At 36.3% G+C, this 22,534-nt stretch carries 16 protein-coding genes; 6 read left to right on the top strand and 10 right to left on the bottom strand.

What is annotated here, in order from left to right:
• Nucleotides 1-99: 99 nt before the first annotated feature.
• A complete protein-coding gene (locus JML65_RS18650; RefSeq protein WP_047494938.1) occupies nt 100-1,437 on the top strand; it encodes a dihydroorotase in 1,338 nt (445 codons plus the stop codon).
• A gap of 296 nt (nt 1,438-1,733) precedes the next feature.
• On the opposite strand, the gene JML65_RS18645 is transcribed toward JML65_RS18650, so the two are convergent.
• A complete protein-coding gene (locus JML65_RS18645) occupies nt 1,734-4,031 on the bottom strand; it encodes a GH92 family glycosyl hydrolase (protein WP_202271690.1) in 2,298 nt (765 codons plus the stop codon).
• A gap of 126 nt (nt 4,032-4,157) precedes the next feature.
• On the opposite strand from JML65_RS18645, the gene JML65_RS18640 reads away from it, so the two are divergent.
• The 3 genes from JML65_RS18640 to JML65_RS18630 all read left to right on the top strand — a co-directional run bounded on the left by JML65_RS18640 (nt 4,158) and on the right by JML65_RS18630 (nt 8,225).
• On the top strand, nt 4,158-5,039 hold the full coding sequence (locus tag JML65_RS18640; RefSeq protein WP_047494941.1) for an SDR family oxidoreductase: 882 nt from the start codon (nt 4,158-4,160) through the stop codon (nt 5,037-5,039).
• A gap of 74 nt (nt 5,040-5,113) precedes the next feature.
• Nucleotides 5,114-7,312: a M1 family metallopeptidase gene (locus JML65_RS18635; protein WP_202271689.1), complete on the top strand. Its 2,199-nt coding sequence runs from the start codon at nt 5,114-5,116 to the stop codon at nt 7,310-7,312.
• A gap of 85 nt (nt 7,313-7,397) precedes the next feature.
• Nucleotides 7,398-8,225 (top strand): endonuclease/exonuclease/phosphatase family protein, encoded by an 828-nt coding sequence (locus tag JML65_RS18630; RefSeq protein ID WP_047494946.1) that lies wholly within the window; start codon nt 7,398-7,400, stop codon nt 8,223-8,225.
• Nucleotides 8,226-8,227: 2 nt separating this feature from the next.
• Here JML65_RS18630 and JML65_RS18625 read toward each other — a convergent pair whose 3' ends face one another.
• Nucleotides 8,228-8,914, bottom strand: coding sequence for a response regulator transcription factor (locus JML65_RS18625; RefSeq protein WP_202271688.1), 687 nt, complete (start codon nt 8,912-8,914; stop codon nt 8,228-8,230).
• Nucleotides 8,904-10,223, bottom strand: coding sequence for a sensor histidine kinase (locus tag JML65_RS18620; protein ID WP_202271687.1), 1,320 nt, complete (start codon nt 10,221-10,223; stop codon nt 8,904-8,906). The genes JML65_RS18625 and JML65_RS18620 overlap by 11 nt, the downstream gene beginning before the upstream one ends.
• A 235-nt stretch (nt 10,224-10,458) precedes the next feature.
• On the opposite strand from JML65_RS18620, the gene JML65_RS18615 reads away from it, so the two are divergent.
• Complete coding sequence (locus JML65_RS18615) at nt 10,459-12,828, top strand: outer membrane beta-barrel family protein (protein WP_084087784.1); 2,370 nt, start codon at nt 10,459-10,461, stop codon at nt 12,826-12,828.
• Nucleotides 12,829-12,932: 104 nt separating this feature from the next.
• Complete coding sequence (locus JML65_RS18610; protein WP_202271686.1) at nt 12,933-14,798, top strand: M1 family metallopeptidase; 1,866 nt, start codon at nt 12,933-12,935, stop codon at nt 14,796-14,798.
• A 50-nt stretch (nt 14,799-14,848) separates the two neighbouring features.
• Here the strand turns inward: JML65_RS18610 and JML65_RS18605 are convergent, their stop codons facing one another.
• The 7 genes from JML65_RS18605 to JML65_RS18575 form a co-directional block, all read right to left on the bottom strand.
• Complete coding sequence (locus JML65_RS18605; protein ID WP_202271685.1) at nt 14,849-16,234, bottom strand: phosphatase PAP2 family protein; 1,386 nt, start codon at nt 16,232-16,234, stop codon at nt 14,849-14,851.
• A 101-nt stretch (nt 16,235-16,335) separates the two neighbouring features.
• Nucleotides 16,336-17,328, bottom strand: a complete 993-nt coding sequence (locus JML65_RS18600; protein ID WP_202271684.1) for a zinc metalloprotease — start codon at nt 17,326-17,328, stop codon at nt 16,336-16,338.
• A 447-nt stretch (nt 17,329-17,775) separates the two neighbouring features.
• Nucleotides 17,776-18,795 (bottom strand): zinc metalloprotease, encoded by a 1,020-nt coding sequence (locus JML65_RS18595; RefSeq protein ID WP_202271683.1) that lies wholly within the window; start codon nt 18,793-18,795, stop codon nt 17,776-17,778.
• Nucleotides 18,796-19,236: 441 nt separating this feature from the next.
• The gene (locus JML65_RS18590; protein WP_202271682.1) at nt 19,237-20,241 is read right to left on the bottom strand and encodes a zinc metalloprotease; all 1,005 of its coding nucleotides are present in this window, start codon (nt 20,239-20,241) and stop codon (nt 19,237-19,239) included.
• A gap of 243 nt (nt 20,242-20,484) precedes the next feature.
• Nucleotides 20,485-21,126, bottom strand: coding sequence for a response regulator transcription factor (locus tag JML65_RS18585; protein ID WP_047496819.1), 642 nt, complete (start codon nt 21,124-21,126; stop codon nt 20,485-20,487).
• Nucleotides 21,123-21,908, bottom strand: a complete 786-nt coding sequence (locus JML65_RS18580; RefSeq protein ID WP_047496817.1) for a sensor histidine kinase — start codon at nt 21,906-21,908, stop codon at nt 21,123-21,125. Before JML65_RS18580 ends, JML65_RS18585 begins: the two co-directional genes overlap by 4 nt.
• Complete coding sequence (locus tag JML65_RS18575) at nt 21,887-22,531, bottom strand: hypothetical protein (protein WP_047496813.1); 645 nt, start codon at nt 22,529-22,531, stop codon at nt 21,887-21,889. The genes JML65_RS18580 and JML65_RS18575 overlap by 22 nt, the downstream gene beginning before the upstream one ends.
• Between the last annotated feature and the right edge of the window lie 3 nt (nt 22,532-22,534).

The raw sequence follows: 22,534 nt of genomic DNA, 5'->3' as shown, positions 1-22,534 counted from the left end.
GTCGAAATTTTTTACAAATGTAAAACTTTAAGTATTCGTTTTGTGATTTTGAAGGTAATTAAAACATAAAATCTTAATTTTACCGGGAAATAAATTGAAATGAAAGTTCTTATCAAAAACGTAAAAATCGTCAACGAAGGCCAGGTCTTTGAAAGCGATATCTTAATAGAAAATGATTTAATTTCTAAAATAGGCACTGGTATTTCTGAAGATGCAGATCAGATCATTGACGGTTCAGGAAAATATCTTCTTCCGGGCGTTATTGATGATCAGGTACACTTTCGTGATCCGGGGCTGACTCATAAAGGAGATATAGAAAGTGAATCTAGAGCAGCTATTGCCGGTGGAATAACCAGTTTTATAGATCAACCGAATACCGTTCCCAATGCTGTTACACAGGAATTATTAGCTGATAAATATGAAATTGCCTCCCGGAAAGCTTATGCGAATTATGGTTTCATGATGGGAGGAACTAATGATAACCTTGAAGAGGTTTTAAAAACCGATCCCCGAAATGTTCCCGGAATTAAGCTATTCTTAGGCTCATCCACAGGAAATATGCTGGTTGATAATCCTGAAACACTGGAAAATATTTTCAGCAACACAAAAATGCTTATTGCTGTTCATTGTGAAGATGAAGCCACTATCAGAGCTAATACACAAAAATATCTGGATGAATATGGGGAGGATATTCCTGTAAAATTTCATCATTTGATACGAAGTGAGGAAGCTTGTTATAAATCTTCTTCAAAAGCTATTGAGCTGGCAGAGAAAACAGGAGCCCGACTTCATGTATTCCATCTTTCAACAGCTAAGGAAATGAGTCTTTTCAGAAATGATATTCCATTAAAAGAAAAGAAAATTACCGCTGAGGTTTGTGTTCATCATTTAACCTTTACCAATGAAGATTATGAAACAAGAGGAGGTTTGATTAAATGGAATCCTGCTGTAAAAACACAAAAAGATAAAGACGGTCTTTGGGAGGCTTTATTGGATGGTAGAATTGATGTGATTGCTACCGATCATGCACCGCATACTGCAGAAGAAAAACAGAATGTATATACAAAATGTCCTTCAGGAGCACCTTTGGTACAGCACTCATTGGTTGTGATGCTGGAGAATTATAGAAATGGTAAAATATCTCTTGAGCAGATTGTTGAAAAGATGTGTCATAATCCGGCTATCCTTTTCAGAGTTGAGAAGAGAGGTTTTGTGAAAGAAGGTTATAAAGCAGACCTGGTAGTAGTGGATCTGGATGAAAACTGGACGGTTGCTAAAGATAATTTATTGTACAAATGCGGTTGGAGCCCATTAGAAGGGATGAATTTCCATTCCAAGGTAACTCATACTTTTGTAAACGGACATTTGGTGTATGATAACGGAAAAATTGCAGAAGAAAAGTTTGGAGAGCGTTTGCTTTTTGAAGTTCAGAAGTAATTAAATAAAAGATAAAACTGTAAAATCTTAAATTTGCTTTTATAGCTGTAAAAGATATTTAATAACAAGTATATCAATAGAAGCGGGCTTTAGCCCGCTTTTTAATTTTAGAATATCCATTGGCTTTAACTCAAACCTACTATAGCCCAGAATATAAATCAAAAAAAGACTGCATTTAGCAGTCTTTTTTCATAGGGTAAAAGCTTGTGTATTTTTTATAATCATCTACTCAATTAGCTTAATCTGAGAACGTTTGTACTTATTAACTACGAATAGCAGATGGTTTTATGAAACGGTTACTTCCTTGCTTTATTACTCATATAAAACGTAAGCTTCCCTCCATTCATGATCTCGGCATGTTTTAAGGTGAAATTTTTAATTTCTTTTCCGTTTAAAAGAATCTTCTGAACATATACATTCTTTTGGCTTTGGTTGACTGTTTCTATCTCAAAGGTTTTCCCGTTTTCCAAATGTAAAACTGCCTGATCAACGGCAGGACTTCCGATTGCATAATCTTCTGAACCGGGAGCAACAGGGTAAAAGCCAAGTGAGCTCAGAATGTACCATGCACTCATTTGCCCCGTATCGTCATTACCTCCCAGTCCATCAGGAGTAGCTTTATACTGCATTTCTAAAATACGTCGAACTTGTGACTGAGTTTTCCAGGGTTGTCCTGCCCAGTTATAAAAATAGGCAACATGGTGTGCCGGTTCGTTGCCATGTACATATCCTCCGATGATTCCTTCCCGGGTAATATCTTCCGTATCTGCAAAAAATGCATCCGGCAAATGCATCGTGAACAGCTCATCCAGTTTTGAGGCAAATTTTTTCCTGCCTCCCATCATTTTAATCAGTTCATCAGGATTCTGGGGAACAAAGAAGCTGTAGTTCCAGGAATTCCCTTCAATGAAACCCTGTCCATGTGTACTTAATACATCAAAATCTTTTTTGAAACTCCCGTCAGCCAGACGCGGACGCATAAACCCAATGGTTGCGTCGAAATTATTTTTCCAGTTTTCAGAACGTTTGACGAATTGATTATAAATTTCTGTTTCACCCAAATGTTTTGCCAGCTGAGCAATTGCCCAGTCATCATAAGCATATTCTAATGTATTTGAAACTGAAGTTCCATTTTTTTCAGCTGGGATGTACCCCAAATCAATATACTGACCTATACCTTCATAATTCCTTTTATTGGCAGTTTCCACACAGGCTTTAAGAGCTTCTTTAGGATTACCGGTATAATTTCCTTTAATAATAGCATCCGCGACAACGCTTACACTGTGATAACCACTCATACACCAGTTGTCATTTGCATAATGAGACCATATGGGAAGCATTTTCATCGAAAACTGATCATAATGGGCCATCATCGATTTTACCATATCATTATTTCGCTTAGGCTGAATGATATTGAAAAAAGGATGAAGAGCGCGGTAGGTATCCCATAATGAGAAAGTGGTATAATTTGTAAAACCTTCTGCCTTATGAATATTCTGATCCAATCCCTTATATTCTCCGTTGACATCCATATAGACTGTCGGATTAATGAAAGTATGGTACATGGCAGTGTAAAAGTTAGTTTTTTCAGTTTCAGATCCCTGAATGACAATCTTGTTTAACTCCTTATTCCAATCTTCCTGAGTTTTTGCTCTTACCTGATCAAAAGATAAATTTCCGGTTTCTTTTTCCAGGTTTTCCAGTGCATTAACTTGACTTACGGGAGAAATAGCCAGTTTTACTTCGATGGCTTCATTTTCATTGGTGTCAAAATCAAAATATATTTTCAGATTTTTACCGGCGATTTCCGGAAAGTTTTCCGTTTGGTTAAATTTTCTCCAAAATCCTTTATACACCTGTGTTCCATCATAATTTTTCTGACCATATGATTTAAAAGGTTTTGAAAATGTCATCGCAAAATAAACAGTTCTGGTTCTAGCCCAGCCGTTTGTCTGACGATATCCTGTTATTGTATTCCCATTTTCTACCCGAACATAAGTCCAGATATTTTTACTGTCATAATTATAAATTCCGGCCATTAGATCCAGGATGATGTGGGATTGATCCGATTTAGGAAATGTATAGCGGTGAACTCCGGTTCTTGTCGTTGACGTTAGTTCTGCCAGAATATTATAGTCATCAAGTTTTACTTTGTAATACCCAGCTTCTGCTTTTTCATTCTGATGGGAAAACCTGCTTCTGTAACCGCTTTCAGGATGAGAAGATGTTCCGGGGTTCAATTGTAGTTTTCCAACGGTAGGCATGATAAGGAAATCTCCGAGATCAGAATGTCCTGTTCCGCTGAAATGTGTGGAACTGAATCCTGTAATTGTTTTGTCTTCATAGCGGTACCCTGCACAATATTTATAAACATCACCATTGTATTTTCCATTGAGTTCATAGGAAATGGTATCGGTTTCCGGGCTTAGCTGCACTGCTCCGAACGGTGCAGTTGCACCGGGATAAGTGTGTCCCATTTTTTCAGTTCCTATGAGCGGATTTACATATTGGTATAACTTTTCAAACTTTTGAGCGCTAAAGTTTGAACTACAAAATAACAATGATAGAACAAGAGCAGTTCCCGGATTTTTCATGAGCAACGATATTATTAGGGCTTAAAATTAATTAAAAAAATAAAGAATATTATTTATGGCATTATTTATAAATTTAATTTAGGGACAATCCGTTCAATATTTATTATTTTTAGAAAAATATTATACATGAATTTATATACACAACCAATGTTGCGTGAAGGCGCACTGAAAGATAAAGTAGCGATTGTAACGGGAGGAGGAAGTGGCCTTGGGAAAGCCATGACTAAATATTTCCTTGAGTTAGGAGCCAATGTGGTGATCACTTCCCGAAATATTGAAAAACTTCAGGCTACTGCCAAGGAGCTGGAAGAGGAAACAGGAGGGAAAGTTCTATGTGTAGCTTGTGATGTGAGAAACTGGGATGAAGTGGAAGCAATGAAAGAGGCAACCTTGAAAGAGTTTGGTAAAATAGATATCCTTTTGAATAATGCGGCCGGAAACTTTATCTCTCCAACAGAAAGGTTAACGCATTCTGCTTTTGATTCTATTTTAGATATCGTTTTAAAAGGAACAAAGAACTGTACACTTTCAGTGGGTAAACATTGGATAGATACTAAACATGCAGGGACTGTTTTAAATATTGTGACCACTTATTCTTGGACGGGGTCTGCCTATGTTGTTCCTTCAGCATGTGCTAAAGCAGGTGTTTTGGCTATGACGAGATCTTTAGCTGTAGAATGGGCGAAATATGGAATCCGTTTTAATGCGATAGCGCCTGGACCGTTCCCAACAAAAGGTGCCTGGGACAGACTGTTGCCTGGTGATTTACAGGAAAAATTTGATATGAGGAAAAAAGTACCTTTGAGAAGAGTGGGAGAGCATCAGGAATTGGCAAACCTGGCAGCCTACCTTGTTTCAGATTATTCTGCTTATATGAATGGTGAAGTGGTAACGATCGACGGTGGCGAATGGCTTCAGGGAGCAGGAGAGTTTAATATGCTGGAAGATATCCCTCAGGAAATGTGGGATGCTTTAGAAGCCATGATTAAGTCTAAAAAATCAAATTAAAAAAAAATAAATAAAAGACTCCTGAATTTGTAACAATTTCAGGAGTTTTTTTTACCTATGTATAAAATAATTAAATGAATTGTAAACTTCCAACCCTGGTTTCTGCAGTTGCATTTTTCCTTTTTTCAGGATCTGTATATGCACAGGAAGCCCCCAAATATGATTATGTAGAGGCCTTTAAGCCATTTTTTTATCCTCAGACAGGCACGGAAACCCGTTCTGCAAGCGGTCAGCCCGGTCATGCTTATTGGCAGAATTCAGCAGACTATCATATGAATGTCAGTCTGAATGAAGATAAAAAAGAAATTGCAGGTACTGCTGAAATCACTTACACGAATAACAGTCCTGATGCATTGAATTTTCTTTGGTTACAGCTGGATCAGAATTTATTTGCAAAAGATTCCCGGGGAAATGGAGTAGTTCCTATGTCAGGAAGCCGAAACGGAGCCCATGGTGAGGAACTGAATGGAGGATATCATATTAAATCGGTAAAACTGGACGGTAAAGAAGTACAATACACCATTACAGATACAAGAATGCAGATTGACCTTCCTAAGGAACTGAAAGCAAAAGGAGGTAAAGCAAAAATTGCCATTGAATATTCTTTTATCTCTCCGGAATACGGGTCAGACAGAATGGGGGTTCAGGATACAAAAAATGGTAAAATATTTACCATGGCACAGTGGTATCCAAGAATGTGCGTTTACGATGATGTATTGGGATGGAATACGATGCCTTATCTTGGAGCATCGGAGTTTTATTTGGAATATGGAAATATTACTGCGAATATTACAGTGCCTGCCAATCACTATGTGGTCGCCTCCGGTGAGCTTCTTAATGAGAAAGAAGTTTATACTAAGGAGGAAATCAACAGATGGAATGAAGCCAGAAACAGTGATAAAACAGTAATGATTCATTCTGAATCTGAAATTGGCAAAAATAAAACGGCCGGAACAAAAACATGGAAATTTAAAATTGTACAGGCAAGGGATTTTGCCTGGGCATCATCTTCAGGGTTTATTATAGATGCATCAAGAATCAATCTCCCAAGCGGGAAGAAGTCACTGGCTATTTCTGCATATCCTGCAGAAAGCGCAGGAGATAAAGCATGGGGAAGATCTACGGAATATACCAAGGCTGCTATAGAGCACTACTCAAATAAATGGTACGAATATACTTATCCGGCAGCCACTAATGTTGCAGGAAATGAAGGCGGAATGGAGTATCCGGGAATTGTATTCTGTCATATGGATTCAAAAGGAGAAAGTCTTTGGGGGGTTACCGATCATGAATTTGGACATAATTGGTTTCCTATGATCGTAGGTTCTAATGAAAGATTATTTGCATGGATGGATGAAGGGTTTAATACTTTCATCAATGGACTGTCAACGGAAGCTTTTAATAAAGGAGAATATTATAAAAAACCAAACCTTGCCCGCTCAGGAAGCTATCTGATGGGTGATCATCTGGAGCCTATAATGGTAGGACCGGATAATATGAAGGAAAGAAATATTGCCGCTTTAGCCTATTATAAACCAGGTACGGGATTATCCGTTTTAAGAGAAGCTATTTTGGGGTCTGAGAAATTTGATAAGGCATTCCGAACTTATATCAACCGTTGGGCTTTTAAACATCCTACTCCCTGGGATTTCTTCCATACGATGGAGAATGTTTCCGGAGAAGAGCTGAACTGGTTTTGGAGAGGTTGGTTTTTTAACAAGTGGAAAATTGATCAGGCGGTTAAAAATGTAAAATATATCAATGGCGATTTTAAGAACGGGGCTGAGGTGACGGTCGAAAATTTAGGACAGCTACCCATGCCTACTACCGTTCAGGTAAAATTCAAGGATGGAACGCTGAAAACGGTAAAAATACCTGTGGAAGTCTGGAAAAGAAATACAGAATGGACTTTCAAAGTAGAGGCTGCGAAGGAAATAGATGAGGTAAAACTGGATCCGAATGCTGTGGTTCCCGATATTAATGTGAAAAACAATACTTGGACATCTTCTGATGCAAAACCTGTGGAAAAAATTAATGCAAAAGATTTTACAGGATCATATGCAAGCAAAGAGATCAATTTTAAGATCACATTTGTGGAGAAGAACGGACAGCTTTTGGGAAGTGTAATGGGGCAGCCGGAATTTCCTTTTGAATATGTAGGGGATAATAAATTCACTTTTGACCCCGCTGAGCTGACCGTTGTTTTCAGTAAAGATAAAAAGATGATTACGCTTACAGAAGGAGGAAGAGAATTCAAATTCAATAAAGAATAATCTTAATTTAACAATATTATCATATGAATAAGACTTCCCTGTCACAGAGAAGTCTTATTTTTGTCTCTTATTGATAAAATAAACTATGAATTTCAGATTTTCAATTATGCTCCTAATGCTTTTTGTATTGGGATTTTCACAGGATCTTACAGTGATGAGTTTTAATATCCGGCTTAATGTAGAATCGGATAAAGAGAATGCGTGGCCTCAGAGAAAGCAGGATGTAGCAGATTTACTAACCTACTATCACCCGGATTATTTTGGAGTTCAGGAAGCACTTCCTGAGCAGATGAAAGATATTAAAAGCGGATTGAAGAATTATGACTATATCGGGGTAGGAAGAGATGATGGAAAAGAAAAGGGAGAGTTTTCTGCTATTTTTTATGATACCAACAGGCTGGATGTGATAAAATCCGGAACATTCTGGTTATCTGAAACTCCGGAGAAACCTTCCAAAGGATGGGATGCAGCATTGAACAGAATCTGTACTTATGCTGTGTTTAGGGATAGAAAATCTAAAAAAGAATTTTTAGCAATGAATCTTCATTTTGATCATGTTGGTAATGTGGCAAGGGTCAAGTCTTCGGAATTAATTATAAAAAAGATCAAAGAACTTAATCCAAAAAACCTTCCTGTCACCTTAAGTGGAGATTTTAACCTGACAGATGACACAGAACCTATTAAGATTCTTTCTCAGCATATGAAAGACAGTTTCTATCATTCGGAAACAAAACATTATGGCCCGGTAGGAACCTTTACAGCCTTTAATGTCAATGAAGTACCTAAAGAAAGGATTGATTATATTTTTACAAAAGGGTTCAAAATCAAATCAAATAGACATATTAATGACAGAAGGGAGAACCTGCTGTATCCATCGGACCACTTTCCGGTGATTACTGAGCTTTCTTTCTAAAATTAATGTGTTGGAAAATCAACTTCAAATCCAATTCCTCTAAGGGATTGGATTTTTACTTCCTGGTCATGGCTGAAATATTTTCTGAGCCTGCTGATAAATACATCAAGGCTTCTTCCTGTAAAATAATCATTGGTTTCCCAAAGGCTATCCAGGATGTTGTCTCTCGTTATCGTGGTATGATTATGCTTCAAAAGATAGACAAGAAGTTCCTGTTCCCGAACGGTAAGGCGTATATTCCCCTCGCTGTGTGAAAGTAGAAGTTTACTGGTGTCTAAAGAGTATTCTCCAATTTTAATATATGTTTCTACAGCAGTAGGTAAGGTTCTTTTCAGTATGTTTTTTATTCTCAAAGTTAGTTCCTCAGGATCGCAGGGTTTGGCAATATAATCGTCTGCTCCTATTTTCAATCCGGTTAACCGGTCTATTTTCTGATTCTTGGCGGTTAAAAAGAGCAGTGGAAAGTCACTTTTTTCCTTCAGGATCATTTTGGCTAAAGAAAAACCATCAATATTAGGCATCATAATATCCAGAATTCCGATATGGAAGGGAAGTCCGGAAGGGAGAATTTGTACGATACCTTCGGGGTTTTGAAACCAGCTGACTTCAAAATCTTCAAGTTCAAGATATTGTTTAAGGATCATTCCGAAATCTGGATCATCTTCTGCTAAAAGGATTTTAGTTTTCATAAGGAATAGATATTTTAAAAGTAGTTCCCACTTTAGGCTGGCTGGAAACCTGTACTTTGCCATGATATTCGGTAACAATTCTTTTGACGATATAGAGCCCCAGTCCCAATCCTTTATTGTTATGGATGTTGTTGGCCTGTATTCTGTAAAATTTTTCGAAAATATTTTTTAATTCTTTAGTTTCCATACCAAAGCCATTGTCTGAAACCTCAATTTCTAAATGCTGTTGAGAACTGCTGATATTAACTATTATATTGGAGGCACCATATTTTACACTGTTCTCACAGAGATTTTTAATAACGGTTTCCATCAGATTTTTATCAAACGGAAGTTCCTGTGATATATTATTTTCAAGTGTAAAATCTGCAGTAGAATAGGTGAAGGCCAGATCCTGAATAAAGAAGTTCCAATCTTCAGGCTTTACAGCAGTCACTTTATCCGGGATTTCATCTTTGTGAAGTTGGGACATAAGGGTCTCAAGTCTGTAAATCTGCCGGTCAATAAGGGGAAGCATTTCCGGGTTCCAATCTTTCTTTAGGGTTTTAGCGGCTATTTTTAAGGTGGCAATTGGGGTTTTGAATTCGTGTGAGATATTGTCTACTACCGTGTGAAGTACCTCTACCTGTTTTTGCTGTCTGATCAGGTTCTTAACGGTGAAAATATACAGCAGAAGAACGCTCGCAAGCAGGATAATACAGCAAATAATCAATAAAGTAAGTTCTTTAAAAACAATAATCTTGATGTTGGCAATTTCAAATTCAGTTTTGCTTTTGACCAGAAAAGTATTTTTTCTTTCAATTTCTTTATTGTTACTGTCATTCCTTTGGGTAGAAGAGGTTTCCCAGCTGCTGGTTGTTGAGATTTTAGAATTTTTAACCTTATTTTTTGTTTCATAAATAATGATAGGCTGATCAATTATTTTGGTGCTGTCTGGGAGATGTATGATGGAATAGTATTGAATTTTTGCAGAAATGTCATAGCCTTCTTTTTTGAAGCGGCTACTGATATAACGGTTTAGCTTTTCTCTGGTAGGTTGTCTGTTGGCCAAAAAATGGGTTAAAAACTCTTTGTTGCTGATTTCCTTATCATAATATTTGATAATAATACTCTGAAGAGAATCATCTTTCATCTCTTTTGTACTGACATCCTCCAGTTTATCGGTGTAATTGGATAAGCCTTCCTGAATAGACCTATAGATATCCCTTTCTTTTACCTGATAGGTTTTGTAAATAAAAAACACCTGGATTCCCAATAAAATCAGGAACAACGTAGCGAATAGAGGAATAAGGTATTTGCTTTTGGACATCATTAAAACAAAGATAAAGCTTTAGCTATTTTCGGGGATATATATTTTGATATTAACCTTTTATTAACCCATGATTCAATGTGTTTTTTCTTGCCTCCTGTAAAGAGGAAAATAGAAAAATAACCGTTAACCCATCATTAACCTCCTGTTAACCGAAATTTCCCTGCTCAATTCGGAGTTTTGTCCCATAAAACAATAGGACAATCTTGTTTTATATCATTTTAAATTAAATGTTATCATGTACAAATTTCTTTTTTTTCTGTGCTTGCCCATGTTGATGCTGGCTCAAAAGCAAAAACTTTTGGGAACGGTTGAGAACACGGAAAATGAAAAGCTTTCCACAGTACAGGTGGAACTGTATAATTCCAGGAATGAATTAATCAAAACTTTAAAGACGGATGGTAACGGTAATTTTACGCTGGAAAATATCTCTGAACAATATGTGAGACTGGTAATAAAAAATGAAGGATACTCTTTATTTGAAAAGAAACTGGATCTGCAAAAGCCTGAGCCGCTACATATCATCATGAAAAAAGAGTCTCAAGAAATAGGAGAGGTGGTGATGACCAAACGGAAGCCTTTGGTGAAAAGAAAAGTAGACCGTCTGGAGTTTAATGTGGAGAACAGTAATATCTCATCACTCAATGCCTGGGAGATTTTGAAAAATACACCTAATGTAACGGTTAATAATAATGTACTTGCTGTAAAGGGGAGTACCGGGATTTTGGTGACTATTAATGATAAAAAGGTGATGCTGACAGGTGATGAACTAAAAAATCTTTTGGAAAATACGCAGGGAGATGAGGTGAAGTCTGTAGAAGTAATCACTAATCCCCCTGCAAAGTATGAGGCATCAGGGAGTGCGGTACTGAATATTATTATGAAAAAAAACAAGATTGAAGGGTACCGGGGAATTCTCTCTTCAAAATATGTGCAGACACAGTACGCAAAAGGTGTTTTCGGACTTTCTCAATATTATAAAAAAGATAAACTCTCTGTGATGGCGAGTTATTATAAAGGGATGGGTACTTACTATAGGGAAGGAACAGATTATGTCAATTATCTGGAAAGCCAGAAGAGATGGGTAAGTACGATGAACAGGAAGGATAAAAACTATAACCAGAATACCCTGAATTTTAATGTGGAATATGAGCTGGACAGTTTGACCAGCTTAAGCCTCAACTATTCAGGGTTTTTCTCTCCAAAGTCTCATGGAATATACAATGTCCCTACAATAATCTATAATAATCAGAATATTGCTGAGTCTGATTATACCACAATCAATGATCACCAAAATCGCAGTATTAATAATTCTTTAAGCTTTCAGGTGGATAGGAAATTGAACAAAAAAAGCAGCCTTTCATGGATTAATTATTTTACAGGAAACAATGCCGATAAGTATCAAAATGTGATCACTTCCCTGAATTTTGCAGGACAGTCTCCGAGAGAAGAGAATTTTATGACTCAAAATAAAACTGATGTTCAGCTGTATTCCACACAGGCAGATTATCACTGGAAAAATGAAAAATTTGACCTGGAATCCGGAGTGAAATACAGTTTTGTAAAAACAAACAGCAGATTGGATTTTTCTGATAATGAAAATGGAATGCTGCAGTACAGACCAGATAAAAGCAGTATTTTTGATTATAAGGAACACAATTTTGCCGTTTATTCTTCTTTGGGATACACTATCGGAAAATGGAACTTCAAAGCCGGACTTCGTGCAGAAATGACCGATCTGGAGGGAATTGTTTCTGAACCTTATGACCGGAATAAAAATAAATACTGGAATCTTTTCCCCACTTTTTATACACAATATACTACGGAAAATAAACAGGAATTTGGATTTTCCTACGGCAAACGTATCAGCAGGCCTACCTATTCATGGCTGAATCCTGCAAAGTCTTATTATAATCTTTTCTCTTATTATCAGGGAGATCCCAAATTAAAGGCAACCATTACTCATAATCTTAACTTTACCTATTCCTGGAAAGAATGGAATCTCGATCTATACTACCGAAAAGAGATCTATCCTTCTATGGAAATTTCCTTCCAGGAGCCCAGTACCAACAGTTTGATCTACTATTTTACCAATATTGAAAAAGGGGAAGCTTTCGGACTGAGTTTATATAAGAATTTTCAGATAAAGCCATGGTGGAATCTTATTCTGTCCGAAAATCTGGAACATAATGAAAATTATTTTAAAGGTACCGACGGAATACTGTACAAAAATAAGGTATGGAACTGGGTTTCCAATGTTTCTACAAGCTTCACACTGGATAAAAGCAATGACTGGAAGCTGGAAGTCGGCCACCGTTACTATTCTCCGGGAATACAGGGAACCTTTAGAATTTCAAATGCCTGGACTGCTTATTTTGTAATGAACAGGAAGTTCTTTAACAAGAAGCTTGATGCCAGTTTTATATTCAATGATATCTTCAGAACCATGGGGCAGAAAGTGAGTACTCAATATGCTAATCAGGATAATTATTTCCTGGATTATAGTGATACACAGGGTTTTACTTTTTCTTTGAAGTTCAATTTTGGAAACCAGTCTGTAAAGAATGCTAAAACAATAAAGAAGACAGAAGAACAGGAACGATTGTAAATAATTAAACAATATGCGGTTATTATTAGATATTCTTATTAAAGAATTTGCTGCTCTATGTCACATTTTCGCTATTTTTGATACCAATCTTAAAAAAGATAGTTATGAAGAGAATTTTTTCCGGTGTGATGGTGGTGGTTTCATTGTTCCAGCTTTCTGCACAGGAGTTATATATGCCGAGAAATATCAAGAAAGCCTACGAAAAAGGAACGCGCGACATTTCGGGAGCGCCGGGTAAAAACTATTGGCAGAATAAAGGGGTTTATAATGTTGAAGTAAAGGTAGATGCCAATACAAAAACAGTTTCAGGAAAAGAAACAATTGTTTATACTAATAATAGCACGGATAACCTTAATGAATTGGCTATCAGGTTTGTTAATAACCTTCATAAACCACAATCTCCAAGATCGGGAACAGTCTCTAAAGATTTTTTATCTTCCGGACTCAAGATCAAATCATTTATTGTAAATGGTGAAAAGTATGATATTGATAGTGATGATTGGGGAACTGTTGAAAAAGTGAAATTGAAATCAGCTTTAAAATCAAAGGCTAAAGCTGAAGTTAAAATAGAATGGGAATACCCGCTTTCAATACAGAGTGGAAGAGAGGGACAGATAGATCCTGAAACTTTTTATGTAGCTTATTCTTTCCCAAGAATTTCTGTATATGATGATTATAATGGATGGGATATGCTTCCCCATTCAGACAGACAGGAGTTTTATAACGATTTTAATGACTATAGTTTTGCCATTACAGCACCTAAAAATTATGTAGTCTGGGCAACCGGGGATTTTCTGAATCCCGATGCTGTCCTTCAGCCGGAATATTTAAAAAGATATAAAGCTTCTCTGAAGAGTGATAAGCTGATACATATTGCAACAGAGCAGGAAATGAAGTCCGGGAAAGTAACCAGACAGAATAAATGGAATGTTTGGAAGTTTAAAGCGAATCATATTACTGATTTTTGTTTTGCATTAAGTAATCATTATGTATGGGATGCGGCCAGTGTTCAGCTGAAAACAAAAAGAGCGAGTGTCCAGGCAGGATACAAAGCCGGAGCAAAAGATTTCGAACAATATGTGGGATGGATGCGCTATAACCTGGACTGGTTTTCGAAAAAATGGCCAGGAGTGGAATATCCTTATAATGTCATGACAGCCATTCAGGGATATGCTGATATGGAATATCCAATGATGATTAATGATACCAGTATCCCGGATGACCTTCAGGATGCAAGACTTACAGCCGATCATGAAATTGCGCATACCTATTTTCCTTTTTATATGGGAATTAATGAAACGAGATATGCTTTTATGGACGAAGGATGGGCAACAACACTGGAATATCTTATAGGAATTGATGAAAATGGTGAAGAGAAAGCAAAAGAGTTTTATAAAAACTTTCGTGTAAAAAGGTGGATTAATGATCCTTCCGCAGAGCAGGATCAACCGGTAATCACAATGAGTACACAGGTAAGCGGTTCTGGCTATGGGAATAATTCTTATGTAAAAGCGTCTTTATCCTATCTTGCCTTAAAAGATTATCTGGGAGACGAATTGTTTAAAAAAGCATTGCTTCACTATATGGATAACTGGAATGGTAAACACCCTGTTCCCTGGGATTATTTTAATTCTATGAACACAGGGTCCGGAAAAAATCTGAACTGGTTCTTCCATAACTGGTTTTATACCAATAATTATATAGATCTAAAAGTGGCAGGAGCTTCCCAGATGAATGACCTGCTTACTGTAAATGTTATCAATATAGGAGGATTTGCTATTCCGTTTGATGCTATTCTGTCTTATGAGGATGGAACAACAGAGAAGCTGCATTTTTCACCTTCCATTTGGGAGAAAGATCAAAAGCTGTCTGATCTTGTGATTCCGATCAAGAAAAAAGTAAAATCGGTACAGCTGGATGGAGATCTTTTTATGGATTACACTCCGGGAGACAACAGTAAAACACTATAATAAAACACTATAAAAGTAAAAGCCTTCATATTATTGAAGGCTTTTTTATTTTAAAAATAGGCTGTTAACCGTAAACCTAACGTGATATAATTGATTCTTTCTTTAGCAATGACATGATTAAGTTCTTCATTTAATTCATCATTCTCTTTTATCTCATCACTAAAATGATATCTGATGGTAGATTTTATCTGGTTGTAATCGGCATATAATGTAAGCCCTATTCCTGGGTTGAATTTATACGTAAGGGAAGTTCCTGCGTTCCAACGGAAAGCGGGCTTAGGTTTATAGCGGGCAATTGGAAGCTCATGAGTTGGAGTATCTATGCTGTCGCTTTTTATAAATACTTTTCCGCTTGCAGTGGCTGCATATCCGGCGGTAGCTTTTAGGGTAAATTGCCATTTGTCTGAAAACTCATGAGAAAAATAAGGCCCTATCCCGGCACCCAGAAAACCTAAAGATTGGGTAATGATGTTATAATCCCCAAAATTTTCTCCGTCATCTAAAGTTTCTCTCAGGGGCTTTACAGGAAAACTGCTAAAGCTGATGTCGGCTCCGATACCCCATTTTTTTGAAAAGAAATAAGCTCCTTCCAATCCACCTTCGAAACCTACCTGTTTTTTATTGTCAAGATCAGATTCTTTCAGGAAATTTGTTGTACCCAGTGCTGTACCCAGTTTTATAGCTAGAAAAGAAGGGTAGTCATTTCCCTGTATCTTCGATAAAAGACTTAAATTATCCCCTTTGTTTTTATATATTTTATCTATAAAAAAGTAGCCTAATTCCGTAGATATAATACCTATTCCGGCACCTGCCAATACATCAGGGAGCCAGTGTCTGTTGTTTAAATTCCGTCCTAGTGCTGTAAGGGTAGCTGCACTATATCCTCCAATACTGTACGCAGGGTTTACCATTCCATATTCTTTATGTAGAAAGCTTGCATTGGTAAAAGCCATTGCAGAGTGGCCGGATGGGAATGAATTGTTTTTAGAGCCGTCCGGTCGTTCCACTTTTGCTGTATATTTGATGGAGTTTACTACAATACCCATAATGGCTAAACTGGTAACATAAGAAAGTGTAGCCCTTCCTATATTATTCCGTCCTTTTACTCCGGAAAGTTTTAATCCGTAAACAGCTACGGCGGGAGCATATTGCAAATAATCATCGTACTTTGCCTTGAATGTTGGAAGATAGCGGTTTCGGACTTCGCGGATATTTTCCTTCTCTCCCCAGGTTGCCGCTGCCGCTGTAAAAAGTATGGCCGGAGCTACAGATTTTTTCACCCATTCTTTCTTGAAAAAAGGCGTTTTATTGTCAACAGGTATATCGGAACTGATTAATGAAATATCTTTTTGAAGATTTCGGGACTGAACAGTATCTTGTGCATGATAACAACACAAATGTAAAAACAGGCTTGCTGCTAATATTATTTTTTTCATCCTTATTTGTCCTGAAGTTTAAAACCGCATAAAAGTAAAAAAAAAATCCATCCCTAAATTGGGATAGATTTTTTTTAAGCAAATCTTAATATATTGATAACTTAGTATAGTCTTAAACCTGATCTTGGTCCTGATGCTGAAACTACAGCCTGCATTCTTTGTTTTTGATTGGTTGTAAACATTACCATGATCTTGTCATCTACATAATCCATATAGTTCATGAAGATTTGAGAACGGCTTACTCCACCGCAAGCACGGCTAAGAGGATAAGAAGGTGTTCCGTAATTTGGACCAGGCGAAACAGGAGTGTCATTAGAATAATCTGTCTGGCAGCCTGCATCTGAAGAACCCCAAAGGTGAGGAAGATTTAAATAATGCCCCACTTCATGAGTGGCTGTTCTTCCCAAATTGAAAGGTGCTGAGGTTCCTGAACCAGTTCCTATATAAGGAGCAGCTATTACTACACCATCTAAAGAACCTGTAATAGTTCCCGGATAATAAGCATATCCAAGAGTACCCCCTGTCATTTTATTTACTACCCAAATGTTTAGATAATTGTCCGGAGTAGTAGCTGCAATCCCTGTGCTTGCCGATTTCATCTTATTTTCATCAGGATTCCACAGCGTTGTACTGCTTTGTTTTCTCACTGTTTTAGCCAATCTGAATCTGATTTTAGTATCTCCGGCCTTTACAGGAACGAATTCTGATGGGGTGTTGCTGTTGTCTGCATTCGTAGCTCCGTAATCTCTGTTCAGTACATCAATCTGGGATTGTAATCTGGTATCGGATACATTTTCACTGCTTGTGTTGTATACCACATTGAAAACTACCGGGATTTCTACAGTGCCATCTGCTAATACTTTACCTACTTTTATATCGTTAAGACGCTTTTCTGTAAACTCTTCAATAGCGTTAACTCTCGCTCTGGCTGCAGGATCAGTACTTAGAATTTTGTTTCTCATTTCATCGGAAGGGCAGGATCTTCTGCTGGCCGTTTCCTGAGGTTGCATGTCCTGTTGTTCTGTTACAGAATTGACATCGTTGTTACAAGAAGCCAGAAATAGAATTCCAGCTCCAAAAAGAAGTTTTTTCATATTATATTATTTTGGTTTTGAGTTTGTGAATTTATATTAAATAAACTTAATGTGCAAATTATTTCTTAATTTATTTAATTATCATTAATCTTTACTGTTAATGGTTGTGATTATCTTAATTAAATTTAATTTAAATTGAATTTTAATCAATTTTAATAATTTCGTTTTTATATTTCACTTTTTTGTGTTTTTTAACTAAAAAAAATACTATTGTTTTTGATTTTTTATTGAAAATTTAATCGCATAGTAGATTCATTTCATACTGTGGAAAGGAAGCTAATTGTTCCGTAAAGTTTGTCATGATCATTATCTACATTTTTTAGCTGGTGGATAATGACTCTTTTATCATTGTGATTTTTAGGAATTTAAATCACTTGAAATAAAAAATCCATCTCAATTGAGATGGATTTACAAATATTAATTAGAATGGTATTTAGATTTATTTTATTATAAAACTCTTAATCCTGTTCTTGGACCTGATGATGCCACTACAGACTGCATTTTTGTTTTTTGGCCTGCTGAGAACATAAACATGGCTGCATCATCTACATAATCCATATAATTCATAAACATTACAGATCTTTGCACTCCGCCACAAGTATTATAAAGCGGATAGGTTGGTTTTCCTGCATTATCTCTGGTTTGAGTTGGAGTGTCGGCAATCAGGTCATTTCCACAATTGGCATCTCCCCAAATATGTCTTAGTCCTAAATAGTGGCCCACTTCATGTGTTGCTGTTCTTCCTAGGTTGAAAGGGGAAGAAGCACCTGTTTTCCCAAAAAATGGTGCTGCGATTACTACACCATCATTCCATAAGCCTGCAGACTCAGGGAAGGTTGCATATCCAAGAATTTCTCCCTGAGTAGATGGCATTCTCCCTACGATCCAAAGGTTAAAATAATTGGTGGGATTAGTGGCATCTATTCCTCCTGTAGAGGCTTTTTTCATCGTGTTGTTTGCTCTGTCGGTAGCACTCCATGATGTTTTGGTTGTGGACTTTCTAATGGTATTTACCAGTCTGAATTTTACTGCTACATCTCCGGACTTTACCGCTTGAAATTCTGTAGGTATTTTTGAAACATCGCTGTTTGTTCCGCTATAGTCGGCATTTAATACAGCAATTTGTTCTGCGATTCTGGCATCTGAAACATTTTCTGCTGCTGTATTGTATAAAACATTTACAACTACAGGGATTTCAACAGAACCGTCTGCAAGAACTTTTCCTAATTTTAGGTTGTTAGCAAATCTTTCAGCATTGGCTTCAATATCTGCTACTCTCTGTCTGAGTGCCGGATCTTTTTGCAGTGCTTCTTTTCTCATTTCCTCTGATGGACAAAATCTTTTTGACGCTGTTACACTGAGAGAATTTGCTGCATCTGTAGATTCTTGTGTTTGGTTTGCAATGTTGTCGCTGTTACAAGCTGACATGAAGCATAGCACAATAGCTCCAAATAATAGTTTTTTCATATTGTTTTTTTTGTTTGAGGATGTGAAATTATATTATTTGAAATTGATATGCAAATTTTTTTGACAATTATTTGATAAATATCTATTTAATAATTGTTTTTATTGGTTATTTTACATTTAAATTAAATTTTTATTGAGTTTTAATTAAATTAAAGAATTAGGTTTTTATCTTTCACAAGATGCTGTGCTTTTAATGTAAATAGCTATCAATATTATTTATTTGAAAGAATATTTTTATTTTACATTGGCCTGTTGCAAACCCTTTTTTTTGCTGTTAAAAATTTTCCTAATCTACTAACTTTTGTAAAGTTTGTCATGTTAACGCTCTTAGTTTTTTAGGTGGATGGACAGTGCTTTTTGGGAATTTAAATTATATGAAATAAAAAATCCATCTCAATTGAGATGGATTTTAATTCTTATATAAAATTGTAATCAGATTGATTATAATACTCTTAGTCCTGCTCTTGCACCTGATGCCGCCACTACGGACTGCATTCTTGTTTTTTGTCCAGATGAGAACATAAACATAGAAGCATCATTTACATAATCCATGTAATTCATGAACATAACAGATCTTTTCACACTATTACAAGTATTGTATAACGGGTACGTTGGTGCACCCCCATTAGATGTTGTTTGTGTAGGAGTATCATCCACTAGGTCATTTCCACACATTGCATCTCCCCAGATATGTCTGAGATTTAAATAATGTCCTACCTCATGAGTAGCCGTTCTGCCCAGGTTGTAAGGAGAAGAAGCGCCTGTTTTTCCAAAGAATGGGGCGGCAATTACCACTCCATCAAGCCATAGTCCAGCAGATTCTGGAAATTTAGCATAACCAAGAATGCTTTTTCCCTGAGAAGTCATTTTACTTACCACCCAAATATTGAGATAATTAGTTGGGTTTGTAGCGTCTATGCCGCCAGATGAGGCTTGTTTCATGGCGTCATCTGTTTTCCAGCTTGCCTTGGTTGTGGATTTTCTTATAGTATTGACTAATCTGAATTTAATTTTTGTATCCCCTGCGTTTACAGGCTGAAATTCTGTAGGTACTTTAGAGGCATCAGTGTTTGTTCCTGAGTAGTCTGCGTTTAATACATCTATCTGTTCTGTAATCCTTGCGTCGGAGACATTTCCAGCTGCATTACTATAGACTACATTTACCACAACAGGAATTTCTACAGTTCCGTCTGCCAATACTCTTCCGAGTTTTTTGTCATTTACAAACCTTGCTGTATTTGCTTCCAGATCAGCATACCTTTGTCTGAGTTCAGGACTGTTTTTTAAAGCTTCCTGTCTTAATTCTTCTGATGGGCAGCTTCTTTCCATAGCTGCTGTTGAAGCTGCTGCAGGGTCTGCTGCTTCTTCATTTTGATTCGAAATGTTGTCGCTGTTACAAGCTGACATGAAGCTTAGCACAATAGCTCCAAATAATAGTTTTTTCATATCGTTTTTTTGTTTGAGGATGTGAAATTATATTATTTGAAATTGATATGCAAGTTATTTTGCAATTTACTTAACAAATTACTATTTAATCGTACTTTTGATTGGTTATTTTGTATCTAATTTGATTTTTTGTTGAATTTTAATTAAATTTTAAAATGTAAGTTTTCTATTTCATGAAAATAGAAGCTTTAAATGTAAATAATTACAATAATTATTTATTTTATAGAATATTTTTAATTTATATTAGCCTCCAAAACCATTTTTGATCGCAAAAACGGCAAGTCCTACACGGGTTTTCAAATCCAGTTTTTCACATAGCTGATCACGGTAGCTTTCTACTGTCCTTGGGCTGCAGCACATTCTGTCTGCAATTTCTTTGTAACTGAGCTCAGTAACCGTGTATTTCAGGAATTCCTTCTCTCTTTCGCTAATTTTTATAGTGATTTCTGAGCCCATATCTTTATTGAGCGTAGAGAATATAATTTTTGAAGCCCAATCAGGATAGAAGAATCCGTCAGAATTTAACCTTATAAGTGCTGTTTCAAGATCTTTTGGATGTGTGTTTTTTAGCAGATAGCCTTTTGCGCCACTTTTAATCATTTTAATGACGCTATTGTCATCACCCTGCATGCTGAGGGCCATTATTTTGATATCAGGATGGTTTTTCGTAAGCCAGGTTGCGGTTTCAAATCCATTCATAATTGGCATACTGATATCTAACAGTATGATATCGGGAATTTTGTTACCTTCTTCAAATTTCTGAATCAGGTCTTTTCCGTTTTCACAGACATAGATGACCTCAAACTCATTAAAATTACCAATAATACCTTCCAGTGCTTTGGCAATAAGTATATGGTCATCAACAATTACAATTGTTTTTTTCATGATTGCTTTTTTAAAATAATATGAAGATACGTTCCTGTGTTTTTCTGGCTTTCAAAATGAAAGTCGGCACCGATGATTTTTGCCCTGTTTTTCATGTTGGTGAGGCCAATCCCATTAGATGCTGTCTGGCTGGTGTCAAACCCAATCCCATCATCATGAATGGAAAGTTCCCAAAGGATATCTTCAGAGGTATTTAATGTAATAAAAATATTCTTACAGTCCGAATGTTTTATACTGTTCTGAATAAATTCCTGAGTGATTCTGAGCAGTACATTTTTGTGAACAAAACCTAAATCAAGCTGATCAAAGTTGTAGTTAAAACTTACCGTACATTTTTTAAAAGAATTGGTAATGTCTACCTCTTCCTGGATTAATGTTTTTATTTCTTTTTGGTTGATATTATCATCAGTTAATGTTTTGGAAAGGCTGCGGAGATCCTGTAAAGATTGGTTGATAATCTGGGAAACCTGCTCAATCCTTTCACTGGCTTCCGGAACTTTATTCTCATAAAGCATTTGCTGGGTATAGAGACTTACCAATGTCAGTTTTTGACCGATATTGTCATGAAGTTCTCTTCCGATCTGCTGCATGGTGGCCTGTTGGATTTCCAGCTGGGTAGCCAGAAGTTCCTTTTGATGGATCTCATTTTTTATTTCAATTTCATTCAGATATTCTTTTTTACGCTGTCTGTAATTTCTGATATAGATAGCCACTGCAACGATAAACATCACAAAAAATATATTAAATAAAATAATGACGATTAAGAGTTCTGTTTTCCCCATATAAATGAACTTGCAAATAAAAGATACATCACTACACCTGAGATCAGAAAATAACTAAAATAAATATTCCAGATTTCCATATAATTAATCAAAACAGAGAACAGGGCCATGAAAGGTAATGTTCCAATATAGGAAAGTGTTACCCCCAGGTTAATATAAAACATCCTGTTTTTACTAAAATTAAGAATATCCTGTGAATTAATTTGCTTATAATATTCCATCACTACAAGAAGCATTAAAATAAGACAACCAAAGGTATAATTAAATGCAAATACTATTTTACTTCCCGAAAAATACAATTCATTGGGGATGAATGAAAGCAGGTATAAAACTGATAAGACATAAAATAATTTGGGTTTTCCTAAAGATTTTGCGGCGTATAACCAGTAAAAAAATATAAACTGGATAGGCATCAAAAAGTAATTATAATAGTAAGATTTGGAAAAATAGGGGAATTTTCCCCATCTGCCATAGGCTTCTCCAAGAAAAATAAAAACCAAATAGAATATGAAGAAAATCCAATACTGGTTTTTTACACGATTATAATACAAAAGCGATACAACCGCGGCAAGTCCTTCGGCCCAAAGCATACTTTTGCTTACAAATTCTTGGAAATCGGTCATATT

This window comes from Chryseobacterium sp. KMC2, from assembly GCF_016756935.1.
Lineage (GTDB): Bacteria > Bacteroidota > Bacteroidia > Flavobacteriales > Weeksellaceae > Chryseobacterium > Chryseobacterium rhizosphaerae.
The sequence above is the reverse complement of the archived record's forward strand: the minus strand, read 5'-3'. Positions and strand labels throughout refer to the sequence as shown.

Bases quoted from the DNA above. Each gene is read 5' to 3' on its own strand.
- JML65_RS18650 (WP_047494938.1), top strand. From the start codon at position 100: ATGAAAGTTCTTATCAAAAACGTAAAAATCGTCAACGAAGGCCAGGTC.
- JML65_RS18645 (WP_202271690.1), bottom strand. From the start codon at position 4,031: ATGAAAAATCCGGGAACTGCTCTTGTTCTATCATTGTTATTTTGTAGT.
- JML65_RS18640 (WP_047494941.1), top strand. From the start codon at position 4,158: ATGAATTTATATACACAACCAATGTTGCGTGAAGGCGCACTGAAAGAT.
- JML65_RS18635 (WP_202271689.1), top strand. From the start codon at position 5,114: ATGAATTGTAAACTTCCAACCCTGGTTTCTGCAGTTGCATTTTTCCTT.
- JML65_RS18630 (WP_047494946.1), top strand. From the start codon at position 7,398: ATGAATTTCAGATTTTCAATTATGCTCCTAATGCTTTTTGTATTGGGA.
- JML65_RS18625 (WP_202271688.1), bottom strand. From the start codon at position 8,914: ATGAAAACTAAAATCCTTTTAGCAGAAGATGATCCAGATTTCGGAATG.
- JML65_RS18620 (WP_202271687.1), bottom strand. From the start codon at position 10,223: ATGATGTCCAAAAGCAAATACCTTATTCCTCTATTCGCTACGTTGTTC.
- JML65_RS18615 (WP_084087784.1), top strand. From the start codon at position 10,459: ATGTACAAATTTCTTTTTTTTCTGTGCTTGCCCATGTTGATGCTGGCT.
- JML65_RS18610 (WP_202271686.1), top strand. From the start codon at position 12,933: ATGAAGAGAATTTTTTCCGGTGTGATGGTGGTGGTTTCATTGTTCCAG.
- JML65_RS18605 (WP_202271685.1), bottom strand. From the start codon at position 16,234: ATGAAAAAAATAATATTAGCAGCAAGCCTGTTTTTACATTTGTGTTGT.
- JML65_RS18600 (WP_202271684.1), bottom strand. From the start codon at position 17,328: ATGAAAAAACTTCTTTTTGGAGCTGGAATTCTATTTCTGGCTTCTTGT.
- JML65_RS18595 (WP_202271683.1), bottom strand. From the start codon at position 18,795: ATGAAAAAACTATTATTTGGAGCTATTGTGCTATGCTTCATGTCAGCT.
- JML65_RS18590 (WP_202271682.1), bottom strand. From the start codon at position 20,241: ATGAAAAAACTATTATTTGGAGCTATTGTGCTAAGCTTCATGTCAGCT.
- JML65_RS18585 (WP_047496819.1), bottom strand. From the start codon at position 21,126: ATGAAAAAAACAATTGTAATTGTTGATGACCATATACTTATTGCCAAA.
- JML65_RS18580 (WP_047496817.1), bottom strand. From the start codon at position 21,908: ATGGGGAAAACAGAACTCTTAATCGTCATTATTTTATTTAATATATTT.
- JML65_RS18575 (WP_047496813.1), bottom strand. From the start codon at position 22,531: ATGACCGATTTCCAAGAATTTGTAAGCAAAAGTATGCTTTGGGCCGAA.